The organism is Shinella zoogloeoides (assembly GCF_030733845.1).
In the GTDB taxonomy this organism is placed as follows: Bacteria; Pseudomonadota; Alphaproteobacteria; order Rhizobiales; family Rhizobiaceae; genus Shinella; species Shinella zoogloeoides_C.
Genome location: NZ_CP132311.1, coordinates 3,320,774 through 3,345,714 on the forward strand (window position 1 = coordinate 3,320,774; position 24,941 = coordinate 3,345,714).

Annotated in this window: 25 protein-coding genes; 6 read left to right on the plus strand and 19 right to left on the minus strand. The window is 66.0% G+C overall.

The window, feature by feature from the left end:
* Nucleotides 1-40: 40 nt before the first annotated feature.
* From Q9316_RS17375 to Q9316_RS17385, 3 genes are read right to left on the minus strand one after another with little or no spacing between them, the layout of a single operon-like run.
* Entirely contained in the window at nt 41-1,165 is a 1,125-nt protein-coding gene (locus Q9316_RS17375) for a mandelate racemase/muconate lactonizing enzyme family protein (protein ID WP_306032815.1), read from the minus strand.
* Nucleotides 1,166-1,178: 13 nt separating this feature from the next.
* On the minus strand, nt 1,179-2,678 hold the full coding sequence (locus Q9316_RS17380) for an aldehyde dehydrogenase (RefSeq protein WP_306032816.1): 1,500 nt from the start codon (nt 2,676-2,678) through the stop codon (nt 1,179-1,181).
* Between the two features lie 9 nt (nt 2,679-2,687).
* Nucleotides 2,688-3,830 (minus strand): iron-containing alcohol dehydrogenase, encoded by a 1,143-nt coding sequence (locus tag Q9316_RS17385; protein ID WP_306032817.1) that lies wholly within the window; start codon nt 3,828-3,830, stop codon nt 2,688-2,690.
* 92 nt (nt 3,831-3,922) lie between these two features.
* On the opposite strand from Q9316_RS17385, the gene Q9316_RS17390 reads away from it, so the two are divergent.
* The 4 genes from Q9316_RS17390 to Q9316_RS17405 all read left to right on the plus strand — a co-directional run bounded on the left by Q9316_RS17390 (nt 3,923) and on the right by Q9316_RS17405 (nt 7,233).
* Nucleotides 3,923-4,849, plus strand: a complete 927-nt coding sequence (locus tag Q9316_RS17390; RefSeq protein WP_306032818.1) for a LysR substrate-binding domain-containing protein — start codon at nt 3,923-3,925, stop codon at nt 4,847-4,849.
* Nucleotides 4,850-4,999: 150 nt separating this feature from the next.
* Nucleotides 5,000-5,764 carry a DUF6030 family protein gene (locus Q9316_RS17395; protein ID WP_306032819.1) on the plus strand — a complete coding sequence of 255 codons (765 nt, stop codon included), beginning with the start codon at nt 5,000-5,002 and terminating at the stop codon, nt 5,762-5,764.
* On the plus strand, nt 5,761-6,420 hold the full coding sequence (locus tag Q9316_RS17400; protein ID WP_306032820.1) for a thermonuclease family protein: 660 nt from the start codon (nt 5,761-5,763) through the stop codon (nt 6,418-6,420). The genes Q9316_RS17395 and Q9316_RS17400 overlap by 4 nt, the downstream gene beginning before the upstream one ends.
* 63 nt (nt 6,421-6,483) lie before the next feature.
* Nucleotides 6,484-7,233 carry a metallophosphoesterase family protein gene (locus Q9316_RS17405; protein ID WP_306032821.1) on the plus strand — a complete coding sequence of 250 codons (750 nt, stop codon included), beginning with the start codon at nt 6,484-6,486 and terminating at the stop codon, nt 7,231-7,233.
* A gap of 81 nt (nt 7,234-7,314) precedes the next feature.
* Here the strand turns inward: Q9316_RS17405 and Q9316_RS17410 are convergent, their stop codons facing one another.
* The 8 genes from Q9316_RS17410 to Q9316_RS17445 form a co-directional block, all read right to left on the minus strand.
* Nucleotides 7,315-7,722, minus strand: a complete 408-nt coding sequence (locus Q9316_RS17410; RefSeq protein ID WP_306032822.1) for a F0F1 ATP synthase subunit epsilon — start codon at nt 7,720-7,722, stop codon at nt 7,315-7,317.
* A gap of 120 nt (nt 7,723-7,842) precedes the next feature.
* Nucleotides 7,843-9,453 carry a F0F1 ATP synthase subunit beta gene (gene atpD / locus Q9316_RS17415; protein WP_306032823.1) on the minus strand — a complete coding sequence of 537 codons (1,611 nt, stop codon included), beginning with the start codon at nt 9,451-9,453 and terminating at the stop codon, nt 7,843-7,845.
* Between the two features lie 26 nt (nt 9,454-9,479).
* Nucleotides 9,480-10,361, minus strand: coding sequence for a F0F1 ATP synthase subunit gamma (locus Q9316_RS17420; protein ID WP_306032824.1), 882 nt, complete (start codon nt 10,359-10,361; stop codon nt 9,480-9,482).
* Between the two features lie 115 nt (nt 10,362-10,476).
* Nucleotides 10,477-12,006, minus strand: a complete 1,530-nt coding sequence (gene atpA, locus Q9316_RS17425) for a F0F1 ATP synthase subunit alpha (RefSeq protein WP_306032825.1) — start codon at nt 12,004-12,006, stop codon at nt 10,477-10,479.
* Nucleotides 12,006-12,572, minus strand: a complete 567-nt coding sequence (locus Q9316_RS17430; RefSeq protein WP_306032826.1) for a F0F1 ATP synthase subunit delta — start codon at nt 12,570-12,572, stop codon at nt 12,006-12,008. Before Q9316_RS17430 ends, atpA begins: the two co-directional genes overlap by 1 nt.
* Nucleotides 12,573-12,833: 261 nt before the next feature.
* Nucleotides 12,834-13,217: an AGROH133_08824 family phage infection protein gene (locus Q9316_RS17435; RefSeq protein WP_306032827.1), complete on the minus strand. Its 384-nt coding sequence runs from the start codon at nt 13,215-13,217 to the stop codon at nt 12,834-12,836.
* A 104-nt stretch (nt 13,218-13,321) separates the two neighbouring features.
* Nucleotides 13,322-15,526 (minus strand): primosomal protein N', encoded by a 2,205-nt coding sequence (locus Q9316_RS17440; protein ID WP_306032828.1) that lies wholly within the window; start codon nt 15,524-15,526, stop codon nt 13,322-13,324.
* Nucleotides 15,527-15,584: 58 nt separating this feature from the next.
* Complete coding sequence (locus Q9316_RS17445; RefSeq protein ID WP_306032829.1) at nt 15,585-16,721, minus strand: AAA family ATPase; 1,137 nt, start codon at nt 16,719-16,721, stop codon at nt 15,585-15,587.
* A 120-nt stretch (nt 16,722-16,841) separates the two neighbouring features.
* Here Q9316_RS17445 and Q9316_RS17450 point away from each other — a divergent pair, with 120 nt between their 5' ends.
* Complete coding sequence (locus tag Q9316_RS17450) at nt 16,842-17,777, plus strand: tyrosine recombinase XerC (RefSeq protein ID WP_306032830.1); 936 nt, start codon at nt 16,842-16,844, stop codon at nt 17,775-17,777.
* 88 nt (nt 17,778-17,865) lie between these two features.
* Complete coding sequence (locus Q9316_RS17455) at nt 17,866-18,948, plus strand: TraB/GumN family protein (RefSeq protein ID WP_306032831.1); 1,083 nt, start codon at nt 17,866-17,868, stop codon at nt 18,946-18,948.
* On the opposite strand, the gene Q9316_RS17460 is transcribed toward Q9316_RS17455, so the two are convergent.
* The 8 genes from Q9316_RS17460 to odhB all read right to left on the minus strand — a co-directional run bounded on the left by Q9316_RS17460 (nt 18,932) and on the right by odhB (nt 24,913).
* Entirely contained in the window at nt 18,932-19,426 is a 495-nt protein-coding gene (locus Q9316_RS17460; protein ID WP_306032832.1) for a DUF2867 domain-containing protein, read from the minus strand. The two genes, Q9316_RS17455 and Q9316_RS17460, sit on opposite strands and share 17 nt — an antisense overlap.
* Nucleotides 19,427-19,508: 82 nt before the next feature.
* Nucleotides 19,509-20,915 carry a dihydrolipoyl dehydrogenase gene (gene lpdA, locus Q9316_RS17465; protein WP_306032833.1) on the minus strand — a complete coding sequence of 469 codons (1,407 nt, stop codon included), beginning with the start codon at nt 20,913-20,915 and terminating at the stop codon, nt 19,509-19,511.
* A 23-nt stretch (nt 20,916-20,938) separates the two neighbouring features.
* The gene (locus tag Q9316_RS17470) at nt 20,939-21,691 is read right to left on the minus strand and encodes an SDR family oxidoreductase (protein ID WP_306032834.1); all 753 of its coding nucleotides are present in this window, start codon (nt 21,689-21,691) and stop codon (nt 20,939-20,941) included.
* Nucleotides 21,688-22,173: a hypothetical protein gene (locus tag Q9316_RS17475; RefSeq protein WP_306032835.1), complete on the minus strand. Its 486-nt coding sequence runs from the start codon at nt 22,171-22,173 to the stop codon at nt 21,688-21,690. The genes Q9316_RS17470 and Q9316_RS17475 overlap by 4 nt, the downstream gene beginning before the upstream one ends.
* Before the next feature lie 3 nt (nt 22,174-22,176).
* On the minus strand, nt 22,177-22,821 hold the full coding sequence (locus Q9316_RS17480; protein ID WP_306032836.1) for a LysE family translocator: 645 nt from the start codon (nt 22,819-22,821) through the stop codon (nt 22,177-22,179).
* Nucleotides 22,818-23,240, minus strand: a complete 423-nt coding sequence (locus Q9316_RS17485) for a VOC family protein (protein WP_306032837.1) — start codon at nt 23,238-23,240, stop codon at nt 22,818-22,820. The genes Q9316_RS17480 and Q9316_RS17485 overlap by 4 nt, the downstream gene beginning before the upstream one ends.
* Nucleotides 23,241-23,249: 9 nt before the next feature.
* On the minus strand, nt 23,250-23,663 hold the full coding sequence (locus Q9316_RS17490) for an MAPEG family protein (RefSeq protein WP_306032838.1): 414 nt from the start codon (nt 23,661-23,663) through the stop codon (nt 23,250-23,252).
* Nucleotides 23,664-23,674: 11 nt separating this feature from the next.
* Nucleotides 23,675-24,913: a 2-oxoglutarate dehydrogenase complex dihydrolipoyllysine-residue succinyltransferase gene (odhB, locus tag Q9316_RS17495; protein WP_306032839.1), complete on the minus strand. Its 1,239-nt coding sequence runs from the start codon at nt 24,911-24,913 to the stop codon at nt 23,675-23,677.
* Nucleotides 24,914-24,941 lie beyond the last annotated feature (28 nt).

The following is a 24,941-nucleotide window of genomic DNA, read 5'->3' on the forward strand; positions in this document are numbered from 1 at the left end:
CCTCTACGGGGCGGATGTCAAGTAGGCGAAGTGAAGCGGCTCACTTGATGCGGGTCGCTTCAAGCCTCTCTTCGTCCAGTAGAATGCCGAGGCCGGGCGCCTCGCCCAGCACCAGCCAGCCGTTTTCATGCCGCAAGGGAGAGACCAGCGGATAGTCGCGACGCTCCTCGCTCCATTCCGGCGCATCATAGGGATATTCGAGGAAGGGCGCGTCTCCCGCGCCGGCCGTCAGATGCGCATTGGCAAGCACGCCGATGCCGTTCGTCCAGGAATGCGGGGTGAAGGTGACGCCCGCCTCGCGCGCCTGGAAGGCAAGCCGCCGACAGCCCGTAATCCCGCCGACCAGCGCCACGTCCGGCTGGATGACGTCGAAGGCGCGCTCTTCGATGATGTCGCGGAACTCGTAAAGCTCGCGCGTCATCTCGCCGCCCGCGATGCGGATATCCGTCGCCTCCTTCAAGGCCTTCATGCCCTTGCGGTCGGAGCGGTGCAGCGGCTCCTCCATCCAGTAGATGCCGAGCCGTTCCAGTTCCCGCGCGACGGCGAGCGCGTCCTTGAAGGTCCAGGGCACCGTCGTGTCCCAGGGCATGCGCCAACCCTGGTTGCAGTCGACCATCAGCTCCAGCCGGTCGCCGACGCGCGCGCGGATTGCCTCCAGCGCCCTGACGTCCTCCCGCCAGCCATTGCGGCCGCCGGCGGAGGAGGAAAAACGCACCTTCATCGCCGGGAAACCCTCCGCGATGTAGCGCTCCGCCTGCTCGGCCATGGCCGAGGGATCACGCAACACGCCGGAGGATGCGTAGAGCCGCACACGGTCTGCCCGTCCGCCGAGCATGCGCCAGACCGGCTCGCTCGTCACCTTGCCGGCGAGGTCCCAGAGCGCGAGATCGAGCGGCCAGCAGCGGCCGTAATGAAAGTTGATATGGGAGAGCACTTCATAGTGCCGCTCGATATGGCGCGGGTCCTGCCCGACGAACAGGTCCTCGTGCCCCTCGAAGCCCTTCATCAGGTCGCCCGAACCGATGCCCTCGCGGCCCTCGTCGTCACGCACGCGCACGATCGTCGCGTCGAAATGCCGGCGCGGACGGCCGTCCCAGCTGGCCTTGAACGGCGGATCGAGCGGCAGCCGGTGATGACTTATCCCGATGGAAACGATCCTGCTCATGCGCTCCTCCTCCTCAGCCGAACTGCTGCCAGATCGTCTTGTAGTCGCAATATTTGTCGATCGCGTGCACCGATCGGTCACGCCCGAAGCCGGATTGCTTGAAGCCGCCGAAGGGCGTCGCGAAATTCGACATGTCGTAGGTGTTGATCCAGACCGTGCCGGCATGGACCGCTTCGGAGAAGCGATGCGCCCGGTCCATGTCGCGGGTGAAGACAGCCCCGGCAAGGCCGTAGATCGTGTCGTTGGCGATCCGCAGCGCCTCCTCCTCCGTGTCGAAGGCGATCGCCGCCAGAACGGGGCCGAAAATCTCCTGCCGCGCGATGCGCATGTCGTTCGTCACATCCGTGATGACGCCCGGCGAGACATAGTAGCCGCCGGTCTCCGCCAGCACCCGCTCCGCACCGAAGACGCGCCGTCCGCCATCCCTCTCGCCCGCGGCGACAAGGCCGAGCACCTTGTCCATATGCTCCGCCTCGATCAACGCGCCGATCTGCGCCGAGGGCTCGAAGGGATGCGCCAGCATGATCTCGCGCTTCACCACCGCCTCGATCTTCGCGATCAGCATCTCCGCGACCGGGCGCTGCACGACGAGGCGCGTTGCGGCATGGCAGGTCTCGCCAGCATTGTAGAAGCAGCCCCAGGCGGCGGCGCTGGCGGCGGCATCGAGATCGGCATCCTCGAAGACGACGAGCGGCGACTTGCCACCCAGTTCCAGCGCCACGCGCTTGAGGTTCGATTGCGCCGCATAGCCCATGATCAGCTTGCCGACCTCGGTGGAGCCGGTGAAGGCCACCATGTCGACATCCATGTGCAGGGCGAGCGGCTTGCCGACCTCCTCGCCGAAGCCCGTCACCACATTGAAGACGCCGGCGGGAAGGCCCGCCTCGACGGCGAGTTCCGCAAGCCGCAGGGCCGAAAGCGAGGACTGTTCGGCCGGTTTCAACACGACGGAATTGCCGGCCGCGATCGCCGGCCCGAGCTTCCAGGCATCGATGATCATCGGATAGTTCCAGGGCGTGATCGCCGCGACCACACCGAGCGGCACCTTCCTGACCAGCGCGCGTGCCTTCGGCCCGGTCGGCGCGATCTCGTCGTAGAGCTTGTCGATCATCTCGCCGTAATACTGAATGCCATCCGCGCAGAGCCGCACGTCGATGCCGAGCGAGGCCTGCACCGGCTTGCCGACATCGAGCGTCTCCAGAAGCGCCAGTTCCTCGCGATGGGCGCGGATCAGCTCCGCCCAGCGCAGCATGATCTTCTTCTTCTCCATCGGCTCCTTGCCGCGCCAGACGCCGCTTTCGAACGCCGTGCGGGCGGAGACCACCGCCCGGTCGACATCCGTCGCATCGCCCCGCGCGAGCACGGCGCCCGGCTGGCCATCCATCGGCCTGGTGCGGGTGAAGGTCCGGCCGGACGCCGCCGGCTGCACCCTGCCATCAATGAAGTGTCCGCGTTCGAGCGAAAGGCCGGAAAGACGTTCTTCCCAAAAGGCGCGGCTGTACTGTTCGGTCATGGTCGGTCCTCAGAGCGTCCGGGGCAGCGCCATCATCGCCGCCGCGAAGGCATCGATATCGGCATCGGAAACGTCGCGGATCGTCGAGCGGCGCATCGGCTGGTTCTCCGGCGCGCGCATCTCGCGGGCGAGGTCATCGGCGGTGAAGCCGGCGAAGGATTTCGGCAGTGCGCGCACAATGGCGCAGCGATCCATGAGATCGCTGACGAAGCCCGGCAGCATCGCCGCATCGGAAAGCCCGCAGACGCGCGCCGCCGCCGCAAGAGCGTCCGTATCCGCCTCGATGAGCCAGGCAAGCGTCGCCTCGAAGCCGAGCACTGTCGCAAGCCCGTGATGCACCGGGGCGAGGCCGGCAAGTGCGTGGCTTATATTGTGGGCGATCGCCGTGCCGCAATTGTCGATGGCGATGCCCGCATAGCATGAGCCGAGCAGCACCTTGCCGCGGGCCGCCATATCCGCCGGGCTCCTTACCGCCGTTTCCAGCGCCTCCGTCAGCAGGCGAAGCGCGGCATGGGCATAGAGGGCGGCTCCCGCGTGGGCATTGCGGTTGGTCGCCGTCTCGAAGGCATGCACGAAGGCATCAAGCCCGCACCAGGCGGTCAGGTTCGCCGGCAGCGTCACCGTCAGTGCCGGATCGAGCAGCACGAGGTCGGCCTTGGTCTCGCGTCCCCAGATCCAGAGCTTTTTGCCTTCCGGCCCGGCAAAGATCGTCGTCGCCGAGGTTTCCGAGCCGGTGCCCGCGGTGGTCGGCACCAGGATCTTCTTCAGCGGCGCCTTCGGCAGCGGATTGGCGGCAAGCGCATAGTGCATCGGGTCCTCATGCGCCGCCGCCGCGCAGGCCGCGATCTTGGCAATGTCGAGGGCCGACCCGCCGCCGATGCCGACGACAAGATCCCTGCCGCGCGCCGCTTGCGTTGCCGCCTGGACATGGGAAAGCTTCGGCTCGCCCGCAAAGCCGGAGAAAAACTCCGCCGCGATCCCCGCCGCCGCGAACTGCGTGGCAAGCCGCTCACCCAGTCCGCTTGTGGCGAGAAAGCCGTCGATCACGACGAGCACGCTCCGGGCTTCCAGCGCGCCGGCAGAGGCGGCGATGTCGGCGTGAACGCCTTCGCCGAAACGGATATCGGGCACGAACGATGTTGCGAATGTCACGAAGATTCCCCGGAAAGACCTGCCGAACCGTGCATCACGATTTCAGATTTTCAAATCCTTGGATTTTTCGGGCTTTTTGATAACTTCAGATCATGAAAGCCACGATGCTCGCCCATATCCCGCTCGAAGCCTTCCGCGTCTTCGATGCGGCCTGCCGGCACATGAACTTTTCCCGCGCCGGGCGCGAACTGAACATCACCCAGGCCGCCGTCAGCCGCCGCATCAAGGGGCTGGAGGACCATCTCGGCGCACAGCTTTTCGCCCGCAGCGGCAAGAACCTGACGCTCACCGCCCGCGGCGAGCGGCTGTTCCAGCGCGTGCGCGCCTCGCTGGATTATCTGGAGGAGAGCCTGGAGCCCTTTCGCACCGGGGCCGGCCAGAGCATATCGCTCGCCGCCAGCGGTTCGGTCTCCCATCTCTGGCTCGGCCCGCGGCTGCGTGATTTCGCGCGCGAAAACCCCGATATCGCCATCCGCCTCACCACCTCCGACAGCCCCGCGGACCTTTCCTCGGAGAGCAACGACCTCGTGATCCTCTATTCGGCCGGTGAGCACCCGCGCTGGGAACTGACGCCCTTGCTCGCCGAGGAACTGGCCCCGGTCGCTGCACCCGCCTATCTCGCCCTCAAGGGGCTCGATGCGGCAGCCGTCCGTCCGGCTGATCTCGCCGGCCTCGACCTCATCGACTACGAGCGCTTCAACGCCAACTGGATCTCCTTCCGGCCCTGGCTGGAGCGCGTTGCACCCGAAGCCTTGCGGCGCGCACCGCTGCCGCGGCCGCATCTCACCTTTTCCACCTATGCGCTGGCGATCGATGCGGCGCTGAGCGGCGATGGCGTGGCGCTCGGCAGTCTCGGCCTTGTCGCCGCCCATCTTGCAAACGGCACGCTGGTGCAGCTCGGCAAGGCGAGCCTCGTGACAGGCTACGGCTACCACCTCGGCCTGCCGAAATTCCGCAGCGTGCCGCCGGAAGTCCGCAGGCTGCATGACAGCCTGCGGACCGTCCAGCCCGGGGCATGATAGAGCCGTGACGGCACGCCGCTTGCAGGCCTTCCGCTTGTGGCCTATCAGATGCGGAAGAACGGCGGAACGGCAGGGTCTTCCTGTCCTAGAAAACCCGCCGCAACAGCACGGTTCGGCATGAGGGAGCGCAGGCAAAGCAGATCCGGCTTGGTTGTCTTCGGGCTCTTCGCATTCGTGCTGCTCGGCGGCATCGGCGCGACCGTGCTTCTGGCCAACGACTACCGCAATCTCAACCTTCTGCTTGCCCGCTTCGGCTATGATCCCATCTCGGCGGGTGGGCACGAGCGCGAATTGCGGCCCTATGAATTGAAGGGCGAGCGCCTGCCGCGCCCCGAAGGACTGATCCCCGAACGGCTGCTCACCCCGGTCACCCCGAACCAGACCCAGTTCGTGCGCACCATCCGCCGGGAGCCTGAGGCGCTTTGCGAGGCGCTGCGCCAGGGCGGTTTCGAGACGGGGGGGTGGAAGGCCGCGCTCTACGACAAGCGTAGCTGGGAATGCCAGTCCTACCGCACCTTCGCCGATCCACGCGATGGCGAGAATGGCCCCTCTTCGGCCTTCGTCTCGATCAGAGGCAATGCCGAAACGCGCGTTTCCTCCTTCCGCGTCAAGCTCAACATCGAGAACGTCGCCACGCAGAACCTCGTGACGGACGCCGTCATCCACGCCATCGAGGTCTTCCTTGACGAGGTGCGCTGGCAGGAGGCGCCCGACATCCTCGCCGATATCCGCGCGCTGAAGGAGTTCGATATCATCCGTTTCGGCAACCGCCTCCAGCTCAGAAGGGAAAGGCTCGATGTGACACCGCGCTACAACTTCATCATCACGCCGGACCGCACACAGACCCGCAATCCCTACCTGCCGGACTACTTCGACCGCGCCCGCTGGCTGCCGCTGCCGGAGAAACTTTGACCCAGACTGTCGAAGATAAAGGCATTCCCGGCGGGAAGGTGAAAGTTGCCGGCTGGCGGATCGGTTGTTTTGCGGCAACGCTCACCTTGATGCTGCTTCCCGCCCTGCCAGCGAGAGCGACGGAACTGCATCACGGCGCGACGACAGGTGATCCCGTCTGGACCGACAGGCCCGTCCGCATCGACCGCCGGAAGCAGACCTACGAAAGGCTCGCCGTCGCCACCATCCCCATTCCGTTGCGCATCCGCGTGACCAGTCGCGCCACCGTCTTCGACAGCGGCTCCTTTTCGGAAGGCGGGCGTTTCTACGTGCTGACCGATATCGTGCCCGTCGATCCCGGCCGGGTTTGCCGAGACGCACCCGGCACCATCGCGATTTGCGGCCAGCAGGCGCGGGTCGCGCTGCGCCGCCGCATCGCCAACCGTACCCTTTCCTGTCTGGAGGACTCTCGCAGCGGCCGCGTGTCCTTCGTCACCTGCAGGCTTGACGGCAAGGATCTGGCCGAAGCGCTCGTTGCCGCCGGCGCAGGCTGGGCCGGAACATCGCGCCTTCAAGCGGCCGAGAAAAAGGCGGTGCAGCAGAAGCTCGGCATCTGGCGGGATCCGGAATGCCGGCAGTTCCGCCGGTGCCCGCCACAGAGCGGGCTGAAGCCCTGAAGAACGTTTGAATGCGCCACTTTGCCGGTTCCCGCCAGCGCGCTGTCCCGGTAGAAACGAACGATGATCGTTTCCCCGCCCGCCCTTCGCCGCAAGCGCCTCACCCTTCCGGCCGATCGGCCGCTTATCTACGCCATCGGCGACGTGCATGGCTGCCAGGACGCGCTCCTGGCACTGGAGGCGCGCATCCGCGCCGATGCCGCTGAACATCCGGGCCAGCCGCCGCTCATCCTTTATCTCGGCGACTATGTGGACCGGGGCCCGGCCTCCAGCGCCGTGATCGAACATCTCGCGAGGGGAAACCATGCCGACGGCATCGAGCGCATCGCTCTCTGCGGCAATCACGACGACACGTTCCTGAAGTTCATCTCCGATCCTGAGCAGCACCGCCGCTGGCTGGATGTCGGCGGGGATGCGACCCTGCGATCCTACGGGCTGGAGCTTGCGGACTATCTCGGCCGGACGGATGCGCTGCGGTTGCTTGCGCAAGACATGCGCGCCCGCATCCCCGCCCATCACGTCGCCTTTCTGGAACACCTGCCGGTCGCGGCTCTCAGCGGCCGGCGCCTGTTCGTGCATGCCGGCATCCGGCCCGGTCTGCCGCTCTGGCAGCAGGAAGACCACGACATGCTCTGGATTCGCGAACCCTTCCTCAGCGAAGGTCCGGGACTGCCGCTCATCGTCATTCACGGCCATACCGCCGGCGCCGAGCCGGTCTTCGGCAAGGACCGCATCTGCATCGACACCACCTGCTATGCGAGCGGCCGATTGACGGCCCTCAAGGTGACGCCCGAAGGCGCGTCCCTGCTGTAATTGTCAGCCGTCTCCTTGTCGGAGGACAACAAAAAACCCGCCGGAGGCGGGTTCGATGTTTCGCAGCGCGGGGTCTGGCGATCAGACCGGCATGACGATACCCTGGAGCGTCGTCAGTTCCGCGAGGTAGGTCTCGATGCCGAACTTCTGATCGTCCGACTTCACGTGATCGAGCTCCTTGCGGGCGGTCTCGATACGGCGGCTGATGTCGTCGCGGTTGAAGTCATCGACATGGACGGCCGATTCGGCCAGCAGCGTGCAGCCGGTCGGGATGATATCGGCGAAACCGCCGAAGACCACGTAGCGGTCCTTCTTGCCGTCGGCGAACTTCACGGTGACGATGCCCGGCTTGATCGTCGTCATGGTCGGCGCATGGTTGGCCATGACGGTCATCTCGCCCTCGGTCGCCGGAATGACGACTTCGCTGACGCTGCCGGAAACCAGCAGGCGCTCGGGGGAAACGAGTTCAAAGTTGAAACTGTCGGCCATGACCATTCACTTCTTTTGACTAATCCGGTCAGCGGAGCAATTCCAAGGAAAATACCAGGCGGTTTTCCATCCGGAATTGCGGGAATATCAGAGGGCGCCCTTGCGGGCGCCCCAACTTCATCAAGCGGCTTCGGCAGCCAGCTTCTTGGCCTTCTCGATGGCTTCTTCCATGGAACCGACCATGTAGAAGGCAGCTTCCGGCAGGTGGTCGTACTCGCCGTTGACGAGACCCTTGAAGCCCTTGATCGTGTCTTCGAGAGCGACGAGCTTGCCCGGCGAACCGGTGAAGACTTCGGCGACGAAGAACGGCTGCGACAGGAAGCGCTCGATCTTGCGGGCGCGGGCAACGGCCAGCTTGTCGTCTTCCGACAGTTCGTCCATGCCCAGGATCGCGATGATGTCCTGGAGAGCCTTGTAGCGCTGCAGGGTCGTCTGGACCTTACGGGCGACTTCGTAGTGCTCTTCGCCGACAACCATCGGGTCGAGCATGCGCGAGGTCGAGTCGAGCGGGTCCACGGCCGGGTAGATACCCTTTTCGGCGATCGAGCGCGACAGAACGGTCGTTGCGTCGAGGTGGGCGAACGAGGTTGCCGGCGCGGGGTCGGTCAAGTCGTCGGCGGGAACGTAGATGGCCTGAACCGAGGTGATCGAGCCCTTGGTCGTGGTCGTGATGCGCTCCTGCATCGCGCCCATGTCGGTCGCGAGCGTCGGCTGGTAGCCCACGGCCGACGGGATGCGGCCGAGCAGAGCCGACACTTCGGAACCGGCCTGCGTGAAGCGGAAGATGTTGTCGACGAAGAACAGAACGTCCTGGCCCTTGTCGCGGAAGTCTTCGGCGATCGTCAGACCCGTCAGGGCGACGCGGGCGCGGGCGCCCGGCGGCTCGTTCATCTGGCCGTAGACCAGCGCGGCCTTGGAGCCTTCGCCGCCGCCGTGCTTGTTCACGCCGGATTCGATCATTTCGTGGTAAAGGTCGTTGCCTTCGCGGGTACGTTCACCCACGCCTGCGAACACCGAGTAACCACCGTGCGCCTTGGCGACGTTGTTGATCAGTTCCATGATGAGAACGGTCTTGCCGACGCCTGCGCCGCCGAAGAGGCCGATCTTGCCGCCCTTTGCGTAAGGCGCGAGAAGGTCGACGACCTTGATGCCGGTGACGAGGATCTGCGCTTCCGTCGACTGCTCGACGTAGGACGGCGCTTCCTGGTGGATGGCGCGCTTGCCGGAGGTGGTGAGCGGACCGGCTTCGTCGACGGGCTCGCCGATGACGTTCATGATGCGGCCGAGCGTTTCCGGGCCGACCGGAACGGTGATCGGGGCGCCCGTGTCGGCGACCGGCTGACCGCGGACGAGACCTTCGGTCGAGTCCATGGCAATCGTGCGAACGGTGTTTTCACCGAGGTGCTGGGCGACTTCGAGAACGAGGCGGTTGCCGTTGTTGTCGGTTTCCAGCGCGTTCAGGATCTGCGGCAGTTCGCCGTCGAAGGCGACGTCGACGACGGCGCCGATGACCTGGGTCACGCGGCCGGTGGCGACGAACGCGGCGGGAGCCACAGCCTTCGTGGCGGCCTTGGCCGATGCGCTCTTGGCGGCCGGTGCCTTGGCAGCCGAAGCCTTTGCAGCCGGAGCCTTGGTTGCTGCTGCTGCGGCCGGAGCCGCGGCTGCTGCCATCTTGGTCGCAGCCGGCTTCTTTGCCGCTGCGGTGTCCTTCGGGGTAGCTGCCTTAGCCATATCTCTTACCCTCTTTGTCCTGGTCCTTAGAGCGCTTCAGCGCCCGAGATGATTTCGATGAGTTCCTTGGTGATCTGAGCCTGACGCTGACGGTTGTAGTTGAGCGTCAGCTTGTTGATCATCTCACCGGCATTGCGGGTCGCGTTGTCCATGGCGCTCATCTTGGCACCCATTTCGCCGGCGACGTTCTCGAGCAGGGCCCGGAATATCTGGACGGAAATGTTGCGCGGGATGAGATCCCCGAGGATCGCGCTTGCGTCCGGCTCGTAATCGTAGATCGCCGTGGCGCCGGTTGTCTCGGCGACGGCCGCCGGAGCGGAGGCCGGAACGAGCTGGAGCGCGGTCGGGATCTGCGAGATGACCGACTTGAACTCGGAATAGAACAGCGTGCAGACGTCGAATTCGCCCTGCTCGAACAGGGAGATGACCTTGCGGCCGATCTGGTCTGCATTCTCGAACCCGACGCGCTTGACTTCGCGCAGGTCGACACGGTCGATGATCAGCGACGCGAATTCGCGACGCAGGATATCGAAGCCCTTCTTGCCCACGCAGATGATCTTGACCGTCTTGCCGCTCGCCAGAAGCTTGCGGGTATGGTCACGCGCCAGACGCGCGATCTGCGAGTTGAAGCCGCCGCAAAGGCCGCGTTCGGCCGTGCAGACGACGAGCAGATGAACCTGGTCCTTGCCCGTGCCGGTCATCAGGCGCGGCGCCGAATCGTCCTGGCCGACGGCCTGGGCGATGTTGGCGAGAACCGCGCTCATGCGCTGCGAATAGGGCCGGGCGGCCTCGGCCGCTTCCTGGGCACGCCGAAGCTTCGCCGCGGCGACCATTTTCATCGCCTTGGTGATCTTCTGCGTCGCCTTGACGGAGGCGATCCGGTTTTTCAGATCCTTAAGTGAAGGCATCCGTTTTCCGTCCTGTAACACGATCCCGGAGCGTCAGGCTCCTGCGGTCATGCGTCAATCCAAAATTCGTGGGCCGCCTGCGCGCCGGTGGCGCGCAGGGCGTGAACCGTCAGCCTCAGCCGAACGACTTGGCGAACGAGTCCAGAGCAGCCTTGAGCTTGCCCTTGGTGTCGTCGCTGATCGCCTTGTCGGTGCGGATCTTGTCGAGGATGTCCTTGCCCTCGGAGCGCATGTAGCCGAGCAGGCCCTGCTCGAACTTGCCGACCTGGGCAACGGCGATCTTGTCGAGGTAGCCGTTGACGCCGGCGAAGATCACGACGACCTGCTCTTCCGTCTTCAGCGGCGAGAACTGCGGCTGCTTCAGGAGTTCGGTCAGGCGTGCACCGCGGTTGAGCAGGCGCTGCGTTGCGGCATCGAGGTCCGAGCCGAACTGGGCGAAGGCTGCCATTTCGCGATACTGGGCAAGTTCGCCCTTGATCGAGCCGGCGACCTGCTTCATCGCCTTGATCTGAGCGGAAGAGCCCACGCGGGAAACCGACAGACCGACGTTAACGGCCGGGCGGATACCCTGGTAGAACAGGTCCGTTTCAAGGAAGATCTGGCCGTCGGTGATCGAGATCACGTTGGTCGGAATGAACGCCGAAACGTCGTTGCCCTGGGTTTCGATGACCGGCAGAGCCGTCAGCGAGCCAGCGCCCATCTCGTCGTTGAGCTTTGCAGCGCGCTCGAGGAGACGCGAATGCAGGTAGAAGACGTCGCCCGGATAGGCTTCGCGGCCCGGCGGGCGGCGCAGCAGCAGCGACATCTGGCGGTAGGAAACGGCCTGCTTGGAAAGGTCGTCGTAGCCGATGAGGGCGTGCTTGCCGTTGTCGCGGAAGTATTCGCCCATCGCGCAGCCGGCGAACGGTGCGAGATACTGCATCGGCGCCGGGTCGGAGGCGGTTGCAGCAACGATGATCGAGTACTGGAGAGCGCCGCGCTCTTCGAGAACCTTCACGAACTGGGCGACGGTCGAACGCTTCTGGCCGATAGCGACGTAGACGCAGTACAGCTTGTCGCCGTCCGGGCCGTTGTCGTGGATCGCCTTCTGGTTCAGGATCGTGTCCAGGATGATGGCGGTCTTGCCGGTCTGGCGGTCGCCGATGACCAGCTCGCGCTGGCCGCGGCCGACCGGGATGAGGGCGTCGATGGCCTTGAGGCCGGTCGACATCGGCTCATGCACCGACTTGCGCGGGATGATGCCCGGAGCCTTGACGTCAACGCGGGCGCGCTGCTTGGCATTGATCGGGCCCTTGCCGTCGATCGGGTTGCCGAGCGCGTCGACGACGCGGCCGAGCAGTTCCGGACCGACCGGCACGTCCACGATAGCGCCCGTACGCTTGACGGTGTCGCCTTCCTTGATGTCGCGGTCGGAACCGAAGATAACGACACCGACATTGTCGCTTTCCAGGTTCAGCGCCATCCCGCGGATGCCACCGGGGAACTCCACCATTTCGCCGGCCTGGACATTGTCGAGGCCGTAAACGCGGGCGATACCGTCACCGACGGAGAGCACCTGGCCGACTTCCGAGACTTCCGCCTCTTTGCCGAAATTTTTGATCTGATCTTTGAGAATTGCGGAAATTTCCGCGGCGCGGATATCCATCAGCCGACCTCTTTCAGTGCAAGCTTAAGGGTAGAGAGTTTGGTGCGAAGGGAGGTGTCGATCTGGCGGGACCCGACCTTGACGATCAGACCACCGAGAATGGACGGGTCGACAGTGACGGCAACCGCCACGTCTTTGCCGGTGACGCCTTTCAGCGCCGCCTTCAATTCGTTTTCCTGCGCTGCGGTGAGCGCATGGGCCGAGGTGACGTCGGCCGTGATTTCGCCGCGGGCGCGGGCCGCGATGACGCGGTATGCCTTGATCATGCCGGGAACGGCGAAGAGGCGGCGATTCGACGCAACCACCTTGAGGAAGTTCGCCACGAGGCCCGTGATGCCGGCCTTGGCGGCAACGGCGGCGATAGCCTTGGTCTGATCTTCGGCGGAGAAGACGGGGCTGAGGATCAGCCGCCTCAGGTCTTCGCTCTCGTCGATCATGGCCCGGAAACGGGCGAGATCGGCACCGACACTGTCAGCCGAGCCGGCTTCCTGCGCGAGGTCGAAAAGCGAAGACGCGTATCTTTCTGCAACACCGGAAACAAGCTGGGATGTGTCTGCCACGGGCACAAGCTTCTCTTCTTTTCATCCAGAATGCAGGGCGGTAGCATAGCTACAGTCCTAACCATCTGAAATCGTTGCGGTAATCTTCAGCTCCCACAGGCTTTTCCGCCCGCTTTTTCTGAATTTCGCGGTTCGTCTAGCATACGAAACCGGGACTCGCAACACGCGCAGCGCAGGAATGCGCCATAAGTCGGCCATAGTCGGAGCAAAAGTTGACTGCGCGCACTATGTTCTGCTGCTGATAAACGCCGGAAGCCGGTTTTCCGCTCAGAGGAAGCCGAAAGCGTAGCCGAGCGGAAGGCCGGCGAGAACCGCCTGCACGGCGAGCACGAGCAGGTTCTTCGACGTGAAGGAGCCGTCCGACATCAGCGAGAGGATGCGGCCGAAAGCGGCGAGCGCGAAGCCGCCGCCGATGGCCATGTAGATCCAGCTCTGCGCCATCATCAGCGCGACGATGGCAAGCCCCGCATAGAAACCGCCGGCAGACCGGGCGAAGGCAAGACCCTCGCGGCTGTTCTCCCGGGTCTGGAGCCCGGCAAGCTTCAGTGCCGTGCCGGGCGCGAAAAGCGCGAACAGGCCGAAGAGCCCCGTTACCACGGCCGCGCAGAAAGCAAGGAACTCGCCCGTCTCGGTGGGGATGTAGAATTCCATCTCGGCGTCTCTCCGTCAGTGCCTATCGGCCCTCTATCGCACAGGCGTCCGTATGGCTAAAGCCGGCGCCCGGAATTCACACAACTCTTTGTTAACCATGAAGGTCACAGGAAGCTCTGCGGATCGATATCGAGCTGCACCTGCAGCGACGCACGCTCCTTCGGCCCGTTGGCCAGCATGGCGCGCAGGAAGGTCTGCATGTCGCTGCCCCGCCGGCCGTGCACCAGCAGGCGAAAACGATGGCGGCCGCGCACGAGCGCCAGCGGTGCCTCGGCGGGGCCGAGGATCGAGATGCCGTCGACATGCGGCGCCGCCTGGCGCAGGCCCCGCGCATGCGCCTCCGCCTCGCCGCGGCTGTCGGCCGAGACGATGACCGAGGCGAGCCGGCCGAACGGCGGCAGCAGCGCCTTCTCGCGCTCGCCGATCTCGCGGTCGTAGAAGGCCTCCGCATCGCCGGACACGATGGCCTGCATGACGGGATGGGTCGGCTGGTAGGTCTGGATGAGGCCGTGGCTCTTGAGGCCGGAGCGCCCGGCGCGGCCCGTCACCTGGGAGAGAAGCTGGAAGGTCCGCTCGGCCGCGCGCGGATCGCCGTTGGAAAGGCCGAGATCGGCATCCACCACGCCGACCAGCGACATCAGCGGGAAATTGTGCCCCTTGGCGACGAGCTGCGTGCCGATGACGATATCCGCCTCGCCGCGCGCGATGGCCTCCAGCTCCAGGCGCAGGCGCTTCACGCCCATGAGGTCGGAGGAAAGCACGATGGTCCGCGCCTCCGGGAAATGCCGCTCCACCTCCTCCGCGATGCGCTCGACGCCGGGGCCGCAGGCGGCGAGATGATCGAACGTGCCGCATTCCGGGCAGGCCTCCGGCGTGCGCTCGGCATAGCCGCAATGATGGCACTGGATCTGCCCGCGGAACCGGTGCTCGACCAGCCAGCTCGAACATTGCGGGCACTGGAAGCGATGGCCGCAGACCCGGCACAGCGTCAGCGGCGCATAGCCGCGGCGGTTGAGGAAGAGCAGCGCCTGCTCCTCCTTCTCGATGGTGCGGGCGATGCCGCGTAGGAGGATTGGTGAAAGGAAGCCGCCGCGCGCCGGCGGATGCCGCCGCATGTCGACGAGGTGCAGGTCCGGCAGCGCCGCATCGCCATAGCGCGTCGGCAGATGCAGCTTGCGGTAGCGCCCGACATCGCTGTTGACCCGGCTTTCGACCGAGGGCGTCGCCGAGACGAGCACGGCCGGAAAATCGCCGATGCGCGCGCGCACCACCGCCATGTCGCGCGCATTGTAGAAGACGCGGTCCTCCTGCTTGTAGGCCGGGTCGTGCTCCTCGTCGACGATGACGAGGCCTAGATTCTCGAAGGGCAGGAACAGCGCCGAGCGCGCGCCGGCGACCACCCGCACATCCCCCGTCGTCACCTGCCGCCAGACCTTTTCGCGGGTGCGCGGTGCTAGATCGGAATGCCATTCGGCCGGCTTGGCGCCGAAGCGGTCGTGGAAGCGCTCCAAAAAACTCGCTGTCAGCGCGATCTCCGGCAGCAGGATGAGCACCTGCTTGCCCTGCCGCAGCGTTTCGGCGATCGCCTCGAAATAGACCTCCGTCTTGCCGGAGCCGGTGATGCCGTCGATCAGCGAGACGGAAAAGGCTCCCTTCCTCACGCTCTCGACCAGTTCTGCCGCACTCTCCGTCTGCGGTCCTTCCAGCCTTGGCGCGACATAGTCGGGATCGGGCGCGGCGACGACGGGCGGCGGCGGCAGGAAGACCGTCTCGAAACTGCCCTGCTTCACCAATCCGTCGACGACGCTCGTCGAGGTGCCCGAGGCATGGGCAAGGCCGGAGCGCGTCCAGGGAATGCCGTCCTCGACCAGTTCCAGCACCCGCTCGCGTGCGCTCGTCAGCCGCTCAGGCCGGTGGCCGGTGAAGCGCAGGCCCTCGATCATCGGTTCGGGATCGAAGGCTGCCGGCGCGCGCAGCGCCATGCGGGCGACGAGCCCCGGCGGCGTCACGGTATAGGCCGAGACCCAGTCGAGGAAATCGCGCATCTCCTTGGAAAGCGGCGGGCAGTCGAAGACCTTCTCGATGGGGCGCAGCTTCTTCGGATCGACCCTGCCGTCATCGCCGCCATCCCAGACCACGCCGGGGACCAGCCGGGGGCCAAGCGGTACCTGCACGATGGAGCCCGGCTGGACCGCCATGTCCCCCGGCACGGTATAGGAATAGGGCACGGGCGTCGGCACCGGCACCAGCACGGGCACGGTGCGCGGAAAGAGTTTCTCCCCGAAAAGGTTGGTCGAATCGCTGCTCATCGCCCGCGAAGATGCCCCCGCGACCGCGGGAAGAAAACCGCAAAGATCGCCGGCCCCTTCATTCGTCGTCGTCTTCCATCGCGCCGGTCAGCCGCATACCGTCGATCCACGTCGCGCCGTCATTGCGGATCACCCGTTTCGCCCGCACGCCGCAGCGCGTCTCGACCTCCTGCGCCAGCCGCTCGGAATGGGTCACGATCCAGAGCTGGCTCGATTGCGCGGCCCGCGCGATCATCTCGGCCAGCGGCGGCAGCATGTCCGGGTGGAGGCTCGCCTCCGGCTCGTTGAGCGCGATCAGCGGCGGCGTGCGATAGGAGAGCAGCGCGGCAGCAAGCGCCAGAAAGCGGATCTGCCCATCGGAAAGCTCGCGCGGCTGGAAGACGCGCTGCGGAAACTGCGGAAAGATGAGGCCATAGGAGGCGAATTCCTCCGGCTCCGGCACGAACAGTCTTGCGCCGCCGAAGGCGTCCGCCACGGCGCGGTCGAGATCGAGTGTATCCTCCCGCGTCCAGGTCAACGTGGCGAACACCGCCGCCATGTTGGCGCCGTCCTGGTCGAGCAGCGGCGCGGTCACCGCAAGGCAGGGCTGGCGGAGCGCCGAATCGCGATCCGAGCGGAAGCCGTGGAAGAAGCGCCATTGCGAGACCGCCCGGCGGAAGGTGCCGATTTCCGGATAGTGGCCGGCATCGCCGAGAAGCGCGATAGATGTTTCCGAGGTCAGCGCCTGTTCGGGATATTCCACCATGCGGCCGGTCTCGTCGCGCACCATGATACCCGGCCCGGCGCGCTTCATCACGGTCACCGGCCGGCGTCCGGTCTCGATGGAAAGCTCCTCTGCCTTGACCTGCGGCTCGAAGGCGAAGCCCGCCGCCGCCTTCGGCGGCCTCAGCCCCGCCTCGACGCGGTAGCGGAAGGTGATCGCGCGTTCCTCGTCCAGAAGCTCGGTTTCGAGCCGGATGCGCACCGGTTCGTTCGCCCGCCGCTTGCCCGTCCACAGCGCCGAGGCCATGCCGCCCTCCGCCGCGATCTCGTGGGCGAAGCTGCCGCGCACCGCCGCCTGCACAAGCTGCAGCGAGCGATAGAGGTTCGACTTGCCCGCCCCGTTCTCGCCGACGAACAGGTTCACCCGCCCGAGATCCATGCGGATCGAGCGCAGCGAGCGGTAGTTTTCGGCGGACATGGAACGCAGCAGCATGAACGGATCCGGATTCGATCGGAGCCCGTTATAGCCGGCCGCCACGCGGAGCGTTAGCGAATCCCTAACGCAATTCACCGATCCTGCCACGAACGACAAGGCTACCGCCAAGAGCAGGACATGACCGAACTTCTCATCATCGCCGATCCGGCGCTCATGGCCGAGCGGCAGGGCTGGCTTGCGGCCCTTGCCGAGGAGCGCCGCCTCTCGGACAACACGCTGGAAGCCTATGAGCGCGACACGCGCCAGTTCCTCGCGTTCCTCACCGGGCATCTCGCAGCCCCGGCCCGCCTCAAGGACATCGGCGACCTGCGCCCGGCGGACCTGCGCGGCTTCCTGGCCGCACGGCGCCGCGACGGCGCGGGCGCCCGCACGCTCGGCCGCGGCCTTGCGGGCCTTCGCTCGTTCCTGCGCCACCTGGAGCGCAAGGGCCTTGCCAATGCGGCGGGCGCGGCGGCCGTACGCTCGCCGAAACAGCCCAAATCCCTGCCGAAGCCACTCTCCGACCGGCAGGCCATCGCCGTCGTCGATGCGCACGAACAGTTGGCCGAGGAACCTTGGATCCGCGCGCGCAACGCCGCGGTCCTCACGCTTCTCTACGGCTGCGGCCTGCGCATTTCCGAAGCGCTGTCGCTGACACCGGCCGATTTCGCCGGCAGCCCCACCTCGCTGCGCATCAACGGTAAGGGCGGCAAGACGCGCATCGTGCCGCTGATCGCGCCGGCCCGCTCGGGCGTCGAGGATTACATCAAGCTCTGCCCAATTCCGCTTGCCGATGACAAGCCGCTCTTTCGCGGTGCGCGCGGCGGGCCGCTGCAGCCGGCCATCATCCAGCGTGAAATGCAGAAGCTGCGCGGCGCGCTCGGCCTGCCGGACAGCGCAACGCCCCATGCGCTGCGCCATTCCTTCGCCACCCATCTTCTGGCCGGCGGCGGGGACCTGCGCACCATCCAGGAACTTCTCGGCCATGCCAGCCTTTCCACCACGCAGGTCTATACCGGCGTCGATTCGGCCCGGCTGCTGGAAATCTACGACCGCGCCCATCCCCGCGCCTGACCGTATTAGGGCCTGCGTTAAGGGCCCGTGTTAATGGATTATGAGGGAGAGAAGGCTAGGGTCCGCCCAAAATGCAGGGAGTTCGACCATGATAGTCCTTCTTCAGAAGAGCCGCCTGGCGCTTGCCGACCGGCTGGCCGATGCCGGCCTCTGGCTCCTGGCCGCCATCCATGTGCTCGTCGCCCTCTCCTTCCTCGCCGTACTCGCGACGCTTTCGCCCGCCCATGCCCAGGAGCCGCCGGTCTGCGGCGGCGAAGACCTCCTTGCGAAATACGAGAAGGACGATCCGGCGGGCTTTGCCAGACTGCGCGCCGAGGCGGATGCCGTGCCGAACGGCAAGGGCATCTTCTGGAAGATCGAGAAGGACGGCCAGCCGGCTTCCTGGCTGCTCGGCACCATGCACGTGACCGACCCGCGCGTGCTCGCCATGCCGGAAGCCGCCCGCACGGCCTATGCCGGGGCTGCGACGGTCATCGTCGAATCCGACGAGATCGCCGACGAGAAGAAGGCCGGCGCCGCGATCATGGCCCGCCCGGACCTCACCATGTTCACCGACGGCAAGTCCATCACCGACTTCCTCGACAAGGAAGACACCGAGAAGCTGACGGAAGGCCTGAAGAGCCGGGGCCTGTCGCTCGCAGCGGTGGGGCGCATGAAGCCGTGGATGATCGCCAGCTTCGTGGCGCTTCCCGCCTGCGAGATCGCCCGCAAGGCCGCTGGCGCCGCCTTTCTCGACCAGCGCCTCGCCAGGGACGCGCTTGCCGGCGGCAAGACGCTGAAGGGTCTCGAAACGCTTATCGAGCAGATTTCCGCCCTCGATTCCCTTCCCGTGGAGCCGCAGATCCAGGGACTGGTGCAGACCGTGGAGCTCGGCGATACGCTGAAGGACGTCATCGAAACGATGAGCCTGCTCTACCTCTCGGGCGAAACCGGCATGATCATGCCGATGATGCGCGCGGCAGCGCCGGAGACGGACGAGGACGCCGCGGCCTATGCCGATTTCGAGCAACGCATCATCGTCGATCGCAACCACATCATGGCGGAGCGCGCCGCGCCGATCCTTGCGGGCGGCAATGTCTTCATGGCGGTCGGCGCGCTGCACCTGCCCGGCCCGGAAGGCGTCGTCGAACTCCTGCGCAAGCAGGGCTTTACGGTCACGGCCGCGAATTGACGACCCGTTCGCCGATGCCCGACAGCATCGTACGCACGATCAGCTTGTGGAACGGCATGACGGCGGCAAGATAGAGCCGTCCCAGCAGGTTGTTGCGGTGGACGAGCGTCATCACGCTCAGGGTCTGGCCGCTTGGCCGGTCCTGCCGCACGTCGATGACGATGCGGAAATCGAGATGCCGGTCGTTGAAGCCGAGCACCACGCGGTCGTCGCTGACGCTCACCACCGGAAAGCCGCCGATCTCGGTATCCGACGTCCTCACCTCCGCCGCCGCCCCCTTGAGGCCGAACGGCGCGACCAGCGCGTTGCGCAGCACCATGAGCCTGCGCACCCAGCCCGGCGGATGTTCGAGCGCCAGCCGCGCCGCCTCCCGCGCCGTCAGGTTGTCGACAGGCAGGCCGAGCGTGAAACGGTCCGCCCAGTCGGCAGCGGGGAGAAGCGGGTGGGGAAGCGAAACGGGTCTCGACACGGGCGACATGAAGGCCTCCTTGCAGGCCTCCATACTGCCCTTCATCGCAGGCGGAAGACAGGCGGCCGGTTGTCGCGGCCGCCTGACCAGATCACATATGGATCGGCTTGGCGAAAGTCGCGAGCGCGGCTTCCTTGACGGCTTCCGACATCGTGGGATGCGCGTGGCAGGTGCGGCCGAGGTCTTCGGAGGAGCCGCCGAATTCCATCAGCACGGCGGCCTCGTGGATCATCTCGCCGGCGCCGAAGCCGACGATGTGAACGCCGAGCACGCGGTCGGTCTCCTTGTCGGCGAGCACCTTCACGAAGCCGTCCGTCGCCAGCATGGCGCGGGCGCGGCCGTTAGCGGTGAAGGGGAACTTGCCGGCCTTGTAAGCGATGCCCGCGGCCTTCAGTTCCTCCTCCGTCTTGCCGACGGAGGCGACTTCCGGCTGGGTGTAGACGACGCCGGGGATGACGTCATAGTTCACGTGGCCGGCCTGACCGGCGAGGATCTCGGCGACGGCGACGCCCTCGTCTTCCGCCTTGTGGGCGAGCATCGGGCCGCGCACCACGTCGCCAATGGCGTAGATGCCGGGAACGTTGGTCTGGAAATGCTTGTCGATCTCGACGCGGCCGCGGTTGTCGAGGGCGACGCCGGCTTCTGCAAGGCCGAGGCCTTCGGTATAGGGCTTGCGGCCCGTCGCGATGAGCACGACGTCGGCGTCGATCGTGGTGGCCTCGCCGCCCTTGACGGGCTCGAAGGTCACCTTGGCGCCGGAACCGGCCTTCTCGACGCCCGTCACCTTGGCGCCGAGCTTGAAGTCCATGCCCTGCTTGGCGAGCATGCGCTGGAACTGCTTGGAAACGTCGCCATCCATGCCGCCGAGGATCGTATCGAGATATTCGACGACCGTGACCGTGGCGCCGAGGCGTGCCCAGACGGAGCCGAGCTCGAGGCCGATCACACCGCCGCCGACGACGATGAGATGGCCCGGCACCTTGTCGAGCGCGATGCCGCCCGTCGAGGAGACGATGACCTTCTCGTCGATATCGACCGGAACGCCCGGAATGCCGGCGACGTCGGAACCCGTGGCGATCACGATGTTCTTCGTCTCCAGCACCTGCTCCTCGCCCTTGTCGCCGGTGACGGAGACCTTGCCGGCGCCCAGCACCTTGCCGGTGCCCTGGATGCCGTCGATCTTGTTCTTCTTGAAGAGGAAGGCGACGCCGTCGACATTCGACTTCACCGTCGCATCCTTGTGCGCCATCATCTTCGACAGGTTGAGCGTCGGCTTGACGCCCTCGATGCCGAGCGCGTCCATGCCGTGGGCGGCGTGGCTATAGGTCTCGGAGGCGTGCAGCAGCGCCTTGGACGGGATGCAGCCGACATTGAGGCAGGTGCCGCCATAGGTCGCGCGCTTCTCGACGACCGCGACCTTCAGGCCGAGCTGGGCCGCCTTGATGGCGCAGACATAGCCGCCGGGACCGGAACCGATAACGATGAGATCATATGCCATGACAAGTCCTTCCTGCGCGGGGCCTAGCGGCCGCCGCTGACGTTGAGGGCGGCACCCGTCACATAGGATGCCGCGTCGGAGAGAAGATAGAGAATGGAATGGGCGACTTCGTCGGCCGTGCCCGGCCGCTGCATCGGGATAAGCGATGCCATGTCGCGCGCACGATCCGGCAGCCCGCCGGACGCGTGGATTTCGGTGTCGATGATGCCGGGGCGCACGAGGTTTACCCGCACGCCCTCCGCCGCCACCTCGCGGGCAAGGCCGATGGTGAAGCTTTCGATCGCGCCCTTGCTGGCGGCGTAGTCGACATATTGCCCGGCCGCGCCGAGCTGCGCCGCGACGGAGGAGAGGTTGACGATCGAGCCGCCCTTCCCGCCATGGCGCGTCGACATGCGGCGCACGGCCTCCTGGGCTGAGCGTATCGAGCCCATGACATTGACGGCGAACATGCGCTCCAGCCGCTCGGCGGACATCTCGTCGACGCGCTGCGGCAAGGCGACGATGCCGGCATTGTTGACCAGCCCGTCGAGCCGGCCGAAGGTGCCGTCGATGGTCGAGAAGATCGAGGCGAGGCCAAGCTCGCTGCCGACGTCGCCCTGAACCGGGATCGCCGAACCGCCGGCATCGCGGATATCGGCCACCACGGCCTCGGCCGCTTCGAGATTGGAGACATAGTTCACCGCGACCTGCCAGCCGGCCGCACCCGCCAGGCGGCAGACGCTCGCGCCGATGCCGCGGCTGCCGCCGGTGACGAGAAGAACGGGAGCCTCGCTCATGCGGCGCATCCCTTTTTCTTCAGGACGTCCCACGGCACGACGCTCGCCTTGCCTTCCTCCCACAGGGTGGAATAGCGCAGCGACGCACCGAAACCCGCGAGAAGCAGGCTTTTCGCCGCCTTGCCGCCCTCGTCGGGCAGGAGCGCCGCATCGCCGCCGTCGAGTGCGTAGATCACGCCTTCCCAGACGGTGCAGGCGGCGATCTCCTCGCCCGTCACGTCTCCCTCGCGGCAATTGTGCATGACCATGCCGTTGGAGCGCTCGGGATCGCCCGGCATGACGATGCCGTCGAGCACCAGGCCGCTGGCCAGTATCTTCAGCTTGAAATGATGGCTCGTCGCGGCGGCCTTCGATCCGACCGGCTCGAAGGTCAGCTCATAGCCCCCGTCGCGATCCGCATAGATCGCGCGGTCCTGCCGGCACTCCGCCGCAGGGGCGGCGGTTGCGGCGAGCAATCCGGCAAGGACGAGGACGGCGCGCATCGCTCAGTGCGCCTTTTCCGTGGCGAGCTTGATGCCGAGCGCGATGAAGACGAGGCCGCTCGCCCGGTCGATCCACTGGCTCATGCGGCCGAAGGCGGCGCGCATCTTCGGCGTCGTCATGAACAGCGAGACACCGACGAACCAGGCGATGAGGCAGGACGCCATGACGAGGCCGTAGCCGAACTTGACGGCGATGGGCGTATGGGCGCTGACGACCGTCGAGAAAATCGACAGGAAAAAGAAGACGGGCTTCGGGTTCAACGCATTGGCGAGGAAGCCGAGACCGAAGGCGCGAAGCATCGACTGGCCGCCTTTGCCCTCTTCGCCACTCTTCACCGCCTCGACGGAAAGATCGGCCTTGCCGGCACGCAGCGCCTTTATGCCGATATAGACGAGGTAGGCGACGCCGCACCACTTCACGATGTTGAAGAGATAGATGGACTGGGAAATGATGAGACCGAGGCCGAGGATCGTATAGGTGACGTGGAACATCAGCGACGTGCCGATGCCGAAGGACGTGACGATCGCCGCGCGCCGTCCATGCACGATCGACTGGCGCATGACCATGGCAAGGTCTGCGCCGGGGGAAACGATGGCGAAGGCGAAGATCGCCATCAGCGAGGCGAGTTCCAGAAGGTAGGTACTCATTTCTGCTCCAGCGGCGCGTTGAAGGCCCAGACATGGCCGAAGGGATCGGTGATGCGGGCATAGCGCGCGCCCCAGAACACGTCCGCGGGCGGCATCAGGCCATGCGCGCCGGCCTCCACCGCCTTGGCATAGGCGGCATCGACGGCCCCCGAATCCGACAGGTTGATGCTGATGGCGACCGACGCGCCGCCGAGTGTCGTCGGCGCGCTGACGGACATGTCAAATTCCGGGAACTCGTCATGCAGCATCACCTCGCCGCCATAAATGGCGAGATTGGCATGCATGACGCGCCGGCCGTCCTCGGCAAGCTGGTGGAACGTATTTTCAGCGCCGAGCGCCCGTTCATAGAAGGCGATCGCCTCCTGGCCACCCTTCACGCAGATATGCGGCTGGAGCGGGGGAACATTGGTGAATGCCATGCCTGCCTCCTAGACGATGAGAACGCCCGCCATCACCGCAAGCCCCGCCAGCGCGACGAGCCAGACGAGCGAGCGGATATAGGGAACGCCTGCCAGATAGAGCGGGATATAGACGAGGCGGGCGACAAACCACCACCACGCGCCGATCAGCCCCCAGCCCGTCGGATCGCCCGCGACGGCGAGCGCCAGCGCGAGGGCGACGAAGGCGGGATAGGTTTCCCGGTAGTTTGCGGACGCGCGGGCGGCGCGTCCGGCAAGTTTGCCCGCCGGCTCCCGCGCATCGTCGCGCGGACCCGCGTTCCAGGCGGAGCCAAGCTCCCGCGTGGCGAGCATGCCCTGGAGCCCGATATGGAAGACGAGCAGCGCCACGCTCAGTGCCACAAGCACGAGGATGGGCGAAGACGCCGCTGCTGCCGCCTCCATCGGAACCTCCCTTAGAGATCGAGAACGAGACGTTCCGGATTTTCCAGGCTGTCCTTGACGCGCACGAGGAAGGTCACGGCCTCCTTGCCGTCGACCATGCGGTGGTCATAGGACAGCGCCAGATACATCATCGGACGGATGACAATCTGGCCCCCGACGACGACCGGACGCTCCTGGATCTTGTGCATGCCGAGGATGCCGGACTGCGGGGCGTTGAGGATCGGCGAGGACATCAGCGAGCCGTAGACGCCGCCGTTCGAGATGGTGAACGTGCCGCCCTGCATGTCGGCCATGGAGAGCGCGCCGTCACGGGCGAGCTTGCCGAGGCGGCCGATATCCTTTTCGATTTCGGCGATCGACATCTGGTCGGCATCGCGCACGACCGGGACCACGAGGCCCTTGTCCGTGCCGACGGCGACGCCGATGTGGCAGTAGTTCTTGTAGATGATGTCGGTGCCGTCGATCTCGGCATTGACGGCCGGCAGTTCCTTCAGCGCGTGCGTGACGGCCTTGGTGAAGAAGCCCATGAAGCCGAGCTTCACGCCGTGCTTCTTCTCGAAGAGGTCCTTGTAGCGGTTGCGCAGGTCCATGACGGCCGACATGTCCACCTCGTTGTAGGTGGTCAGCATGGCCGCCGTGTTCTGCGCATCCTTGAGGCGCTTGGCGATGGTCTGGCGCAGGCGCGTCATCTTCACGCGCTCTTCGCGCGGCGCATCGGCTTCGGAGGACGGCGCGCGGGCGGCGACCTTGACCGGCTCGGCGGCAGCAGCCGGCGTTGCCGTGATGCCCTTGGCGACGGCGGCGATGACATCGCCCTTCAGCACCTGGCCGCGCTTGCCGGAACCGTCGACCTGATCGGCCGAGAGGTTGTTCTCGGCGAGCAGCTTGGCCGCGGACGGTGCGGCCGGCATGGCGGAGGAGGCGGCAGCCGGCTTGGCTTCGGCGGCCGGCGCTGCGGCTGCAACCTTTTCGACCTTCTCGGCAGCGGCCGGGGCGGCCGCACCGGCGGAAGCGCCTTCCGAGATCTGGCCGAGCAGGCCGCCCGGCTCCACAGTGTCGCCGGCATTGGCGGTGATTTCGGAGAGAACGCCGGAGGCCGGTGCCGGCACTTCGATCGTCACCTTGTCGGTTTCCAGCTCACAGAGCGGCTCGTCCGCCTTCACGGTGTCGCCGACCTTCTTGAACCAGGTGCCGACGGTCGCTTCGCTGACGGATTCGCCCAAAGTCGGGACGCGGATTTCGGTAGCCATGAGTAAAGTTCCGTTCGTTTTGTCTTTG

What these genes read in the sequence shown, in the direction of transcription:
- Q9316_RS17375 (WP_306032815.1), bottom strand. Translation starts at nt 1,165, where the DNA reads ATGAGCAGGATCGTTTCCATCGGGATAAGTCATCACCGGCTGCCGCTC.
- Q9316_RS17380 (WP_306032816.1), bottom strand. Translation starts at nt 2,678, where the DNA reads ATGACCGAACAGTACAGCCGCGCCTTTTGGGAAGAACGTCTTTCCGGC.
- Q9316_RS17390 (WP_306032818.1), top strand. Translation starts at nt 3,923, where the DNA reads ATGAAAGCCACGATGCTCGCCCATATCCCGCTCGAAGCCTTCCGCGTC.
- Q9316_RS17405 (WP_306032821.1), top strand. Translation starts at nt 6,484, where the DNA reads ATGATCGTTTCCCCGCCCGCCCTTCGCCGCAAGCGCCTCACCCTTCCG.
- Q9316_RS17410 (WP_306032822.1), bottom strand. Translation starts at nt 7,722, where the DNA reads ATGGCCGACAGTTTCAACTTTGAACTCGTTTCCCCCGAGCGCCTGCTG.
- atpD (WP_306032823.1), bottom strand. Translation starts at nt 9,453, where the DNA reads ATGGCTAAGGCAGCTACCCCGAAGGACACCGCAGCGGCAAAGAAGCCG.
- Q9316_RS17420 (WP_306032824.1), bottom strand. Translation starts at nt 10,361, where the DNA reads ATGCCTTCACTTAAGGATCTGAAAAACCGGATCGCCTCCGTCAAGGCG.
- atpA (WP_306032825.1), bottom strand. Translation starts at nt 12,006, where the DNA reads ATGGATATCCGCGCCGCGGAAATTTCCGCAATTCTCAAAGATCAGATC.
- Q9316_RS17435 (WP_306032827.1), bottom strand. Translation starts at nt 13,217, where the DNA reads ATGGAATTCTACATCCCCACCGAGACGGGCGAGTTCCTTGCTTTCTGC.
- Q9316_RS17440 (WP_306032828.1), bottom strand. Translation starts at nt 15,526, where the DNA reads ATGAGCAGCGATTCGACCAACCTTTTCGGGGAGAAACTCTTTCCGCGC.
- Q9316_RS17445 (WP_306032829.1), bottom strand. Translation starts at nt 16,721, where the DNA reads ATGCTGCTGCGTTCCATGTCCGCCGAAAACTACCGCTCGCTGCGCTCG.
- Q9316_RS17450 (WP_306032830.1), top strand. Translation starts at nt 16,842, where the DNA reads ATGACCGAACTTCTCATCATCGCCGATCCGGCGCTCATGGCCGAGCGG.
- Q9316_RS17455 (WP_306032831.1), top strand. Translation starts at nt 17,866, where the DNA reads ATGATAGTCCTTCTTCAGAAGAGCCGCCTGGCGCTTGCCGACCGGCTG.
- Q9316_RS17460 (WP_306032832.1), bottom strand. Translation starts at nt 19,426, where the DNA reads ATGTCGCCCGTGTCGAGACCCGTTTCGCTTCCCCACCCGCTTCTCCCC.
- lpdA (WP_306032833.1), bottom strand. Translation starts at nt 20,915, where the DNA reads ATGGCATATGATCTCATCGTTATCGGTTCCGGTCCCGGCGGCTATGTC.
- Q9316_RS17470 (WP_306032834.1), bottom strand. Translation starts at nt 21,691, where the DNA reads ATGAGCGAGGCTCCCGTTCTTCTCGTCACCGGCGGCAGCCGCGGCATC.
- Q9316_RS17475 (WP_306032835.1), bottom strand. Translation starts at nt 22,173, where the DNA reads ATGCGCGCCGTCCTCGTCCTTGCCGGATTGCTCGCCGCAACCGCCGCC.
- Q9316_RS17480 (WP_306032836.1), bottom strand. Translation starts at nt 22,821, where the DNA reads ATGAGTACCTACCTTCTGGAACTCGCCTCGCTGATGGCGATCTTCGCC.
- Q9316_RS17485 (WP_306032837.1), bottom strand. Translation starts at nt 23,240, where the DNA reads ATGGCATTCACCAATGTTCCCCCGCTCCAGCCGCATATCTGCGTGAAG.
- Q9316_RS17490 (WP_306032838.1), bottom strand. Translation starts at nt 23,663, where the DNA reads ATGGAGGCGGCAGCAGCGGCGTCTTCGCCCATCCTCGTGCTTGTGGCA.
- odhB (WP_306032839.1), bottom strand. Translation starts at nt 24,913, where the DNA reads ATGGCTACCGAAATCCGCGTCCCGACTTTGGGCGAATCCGTCAGCGAA.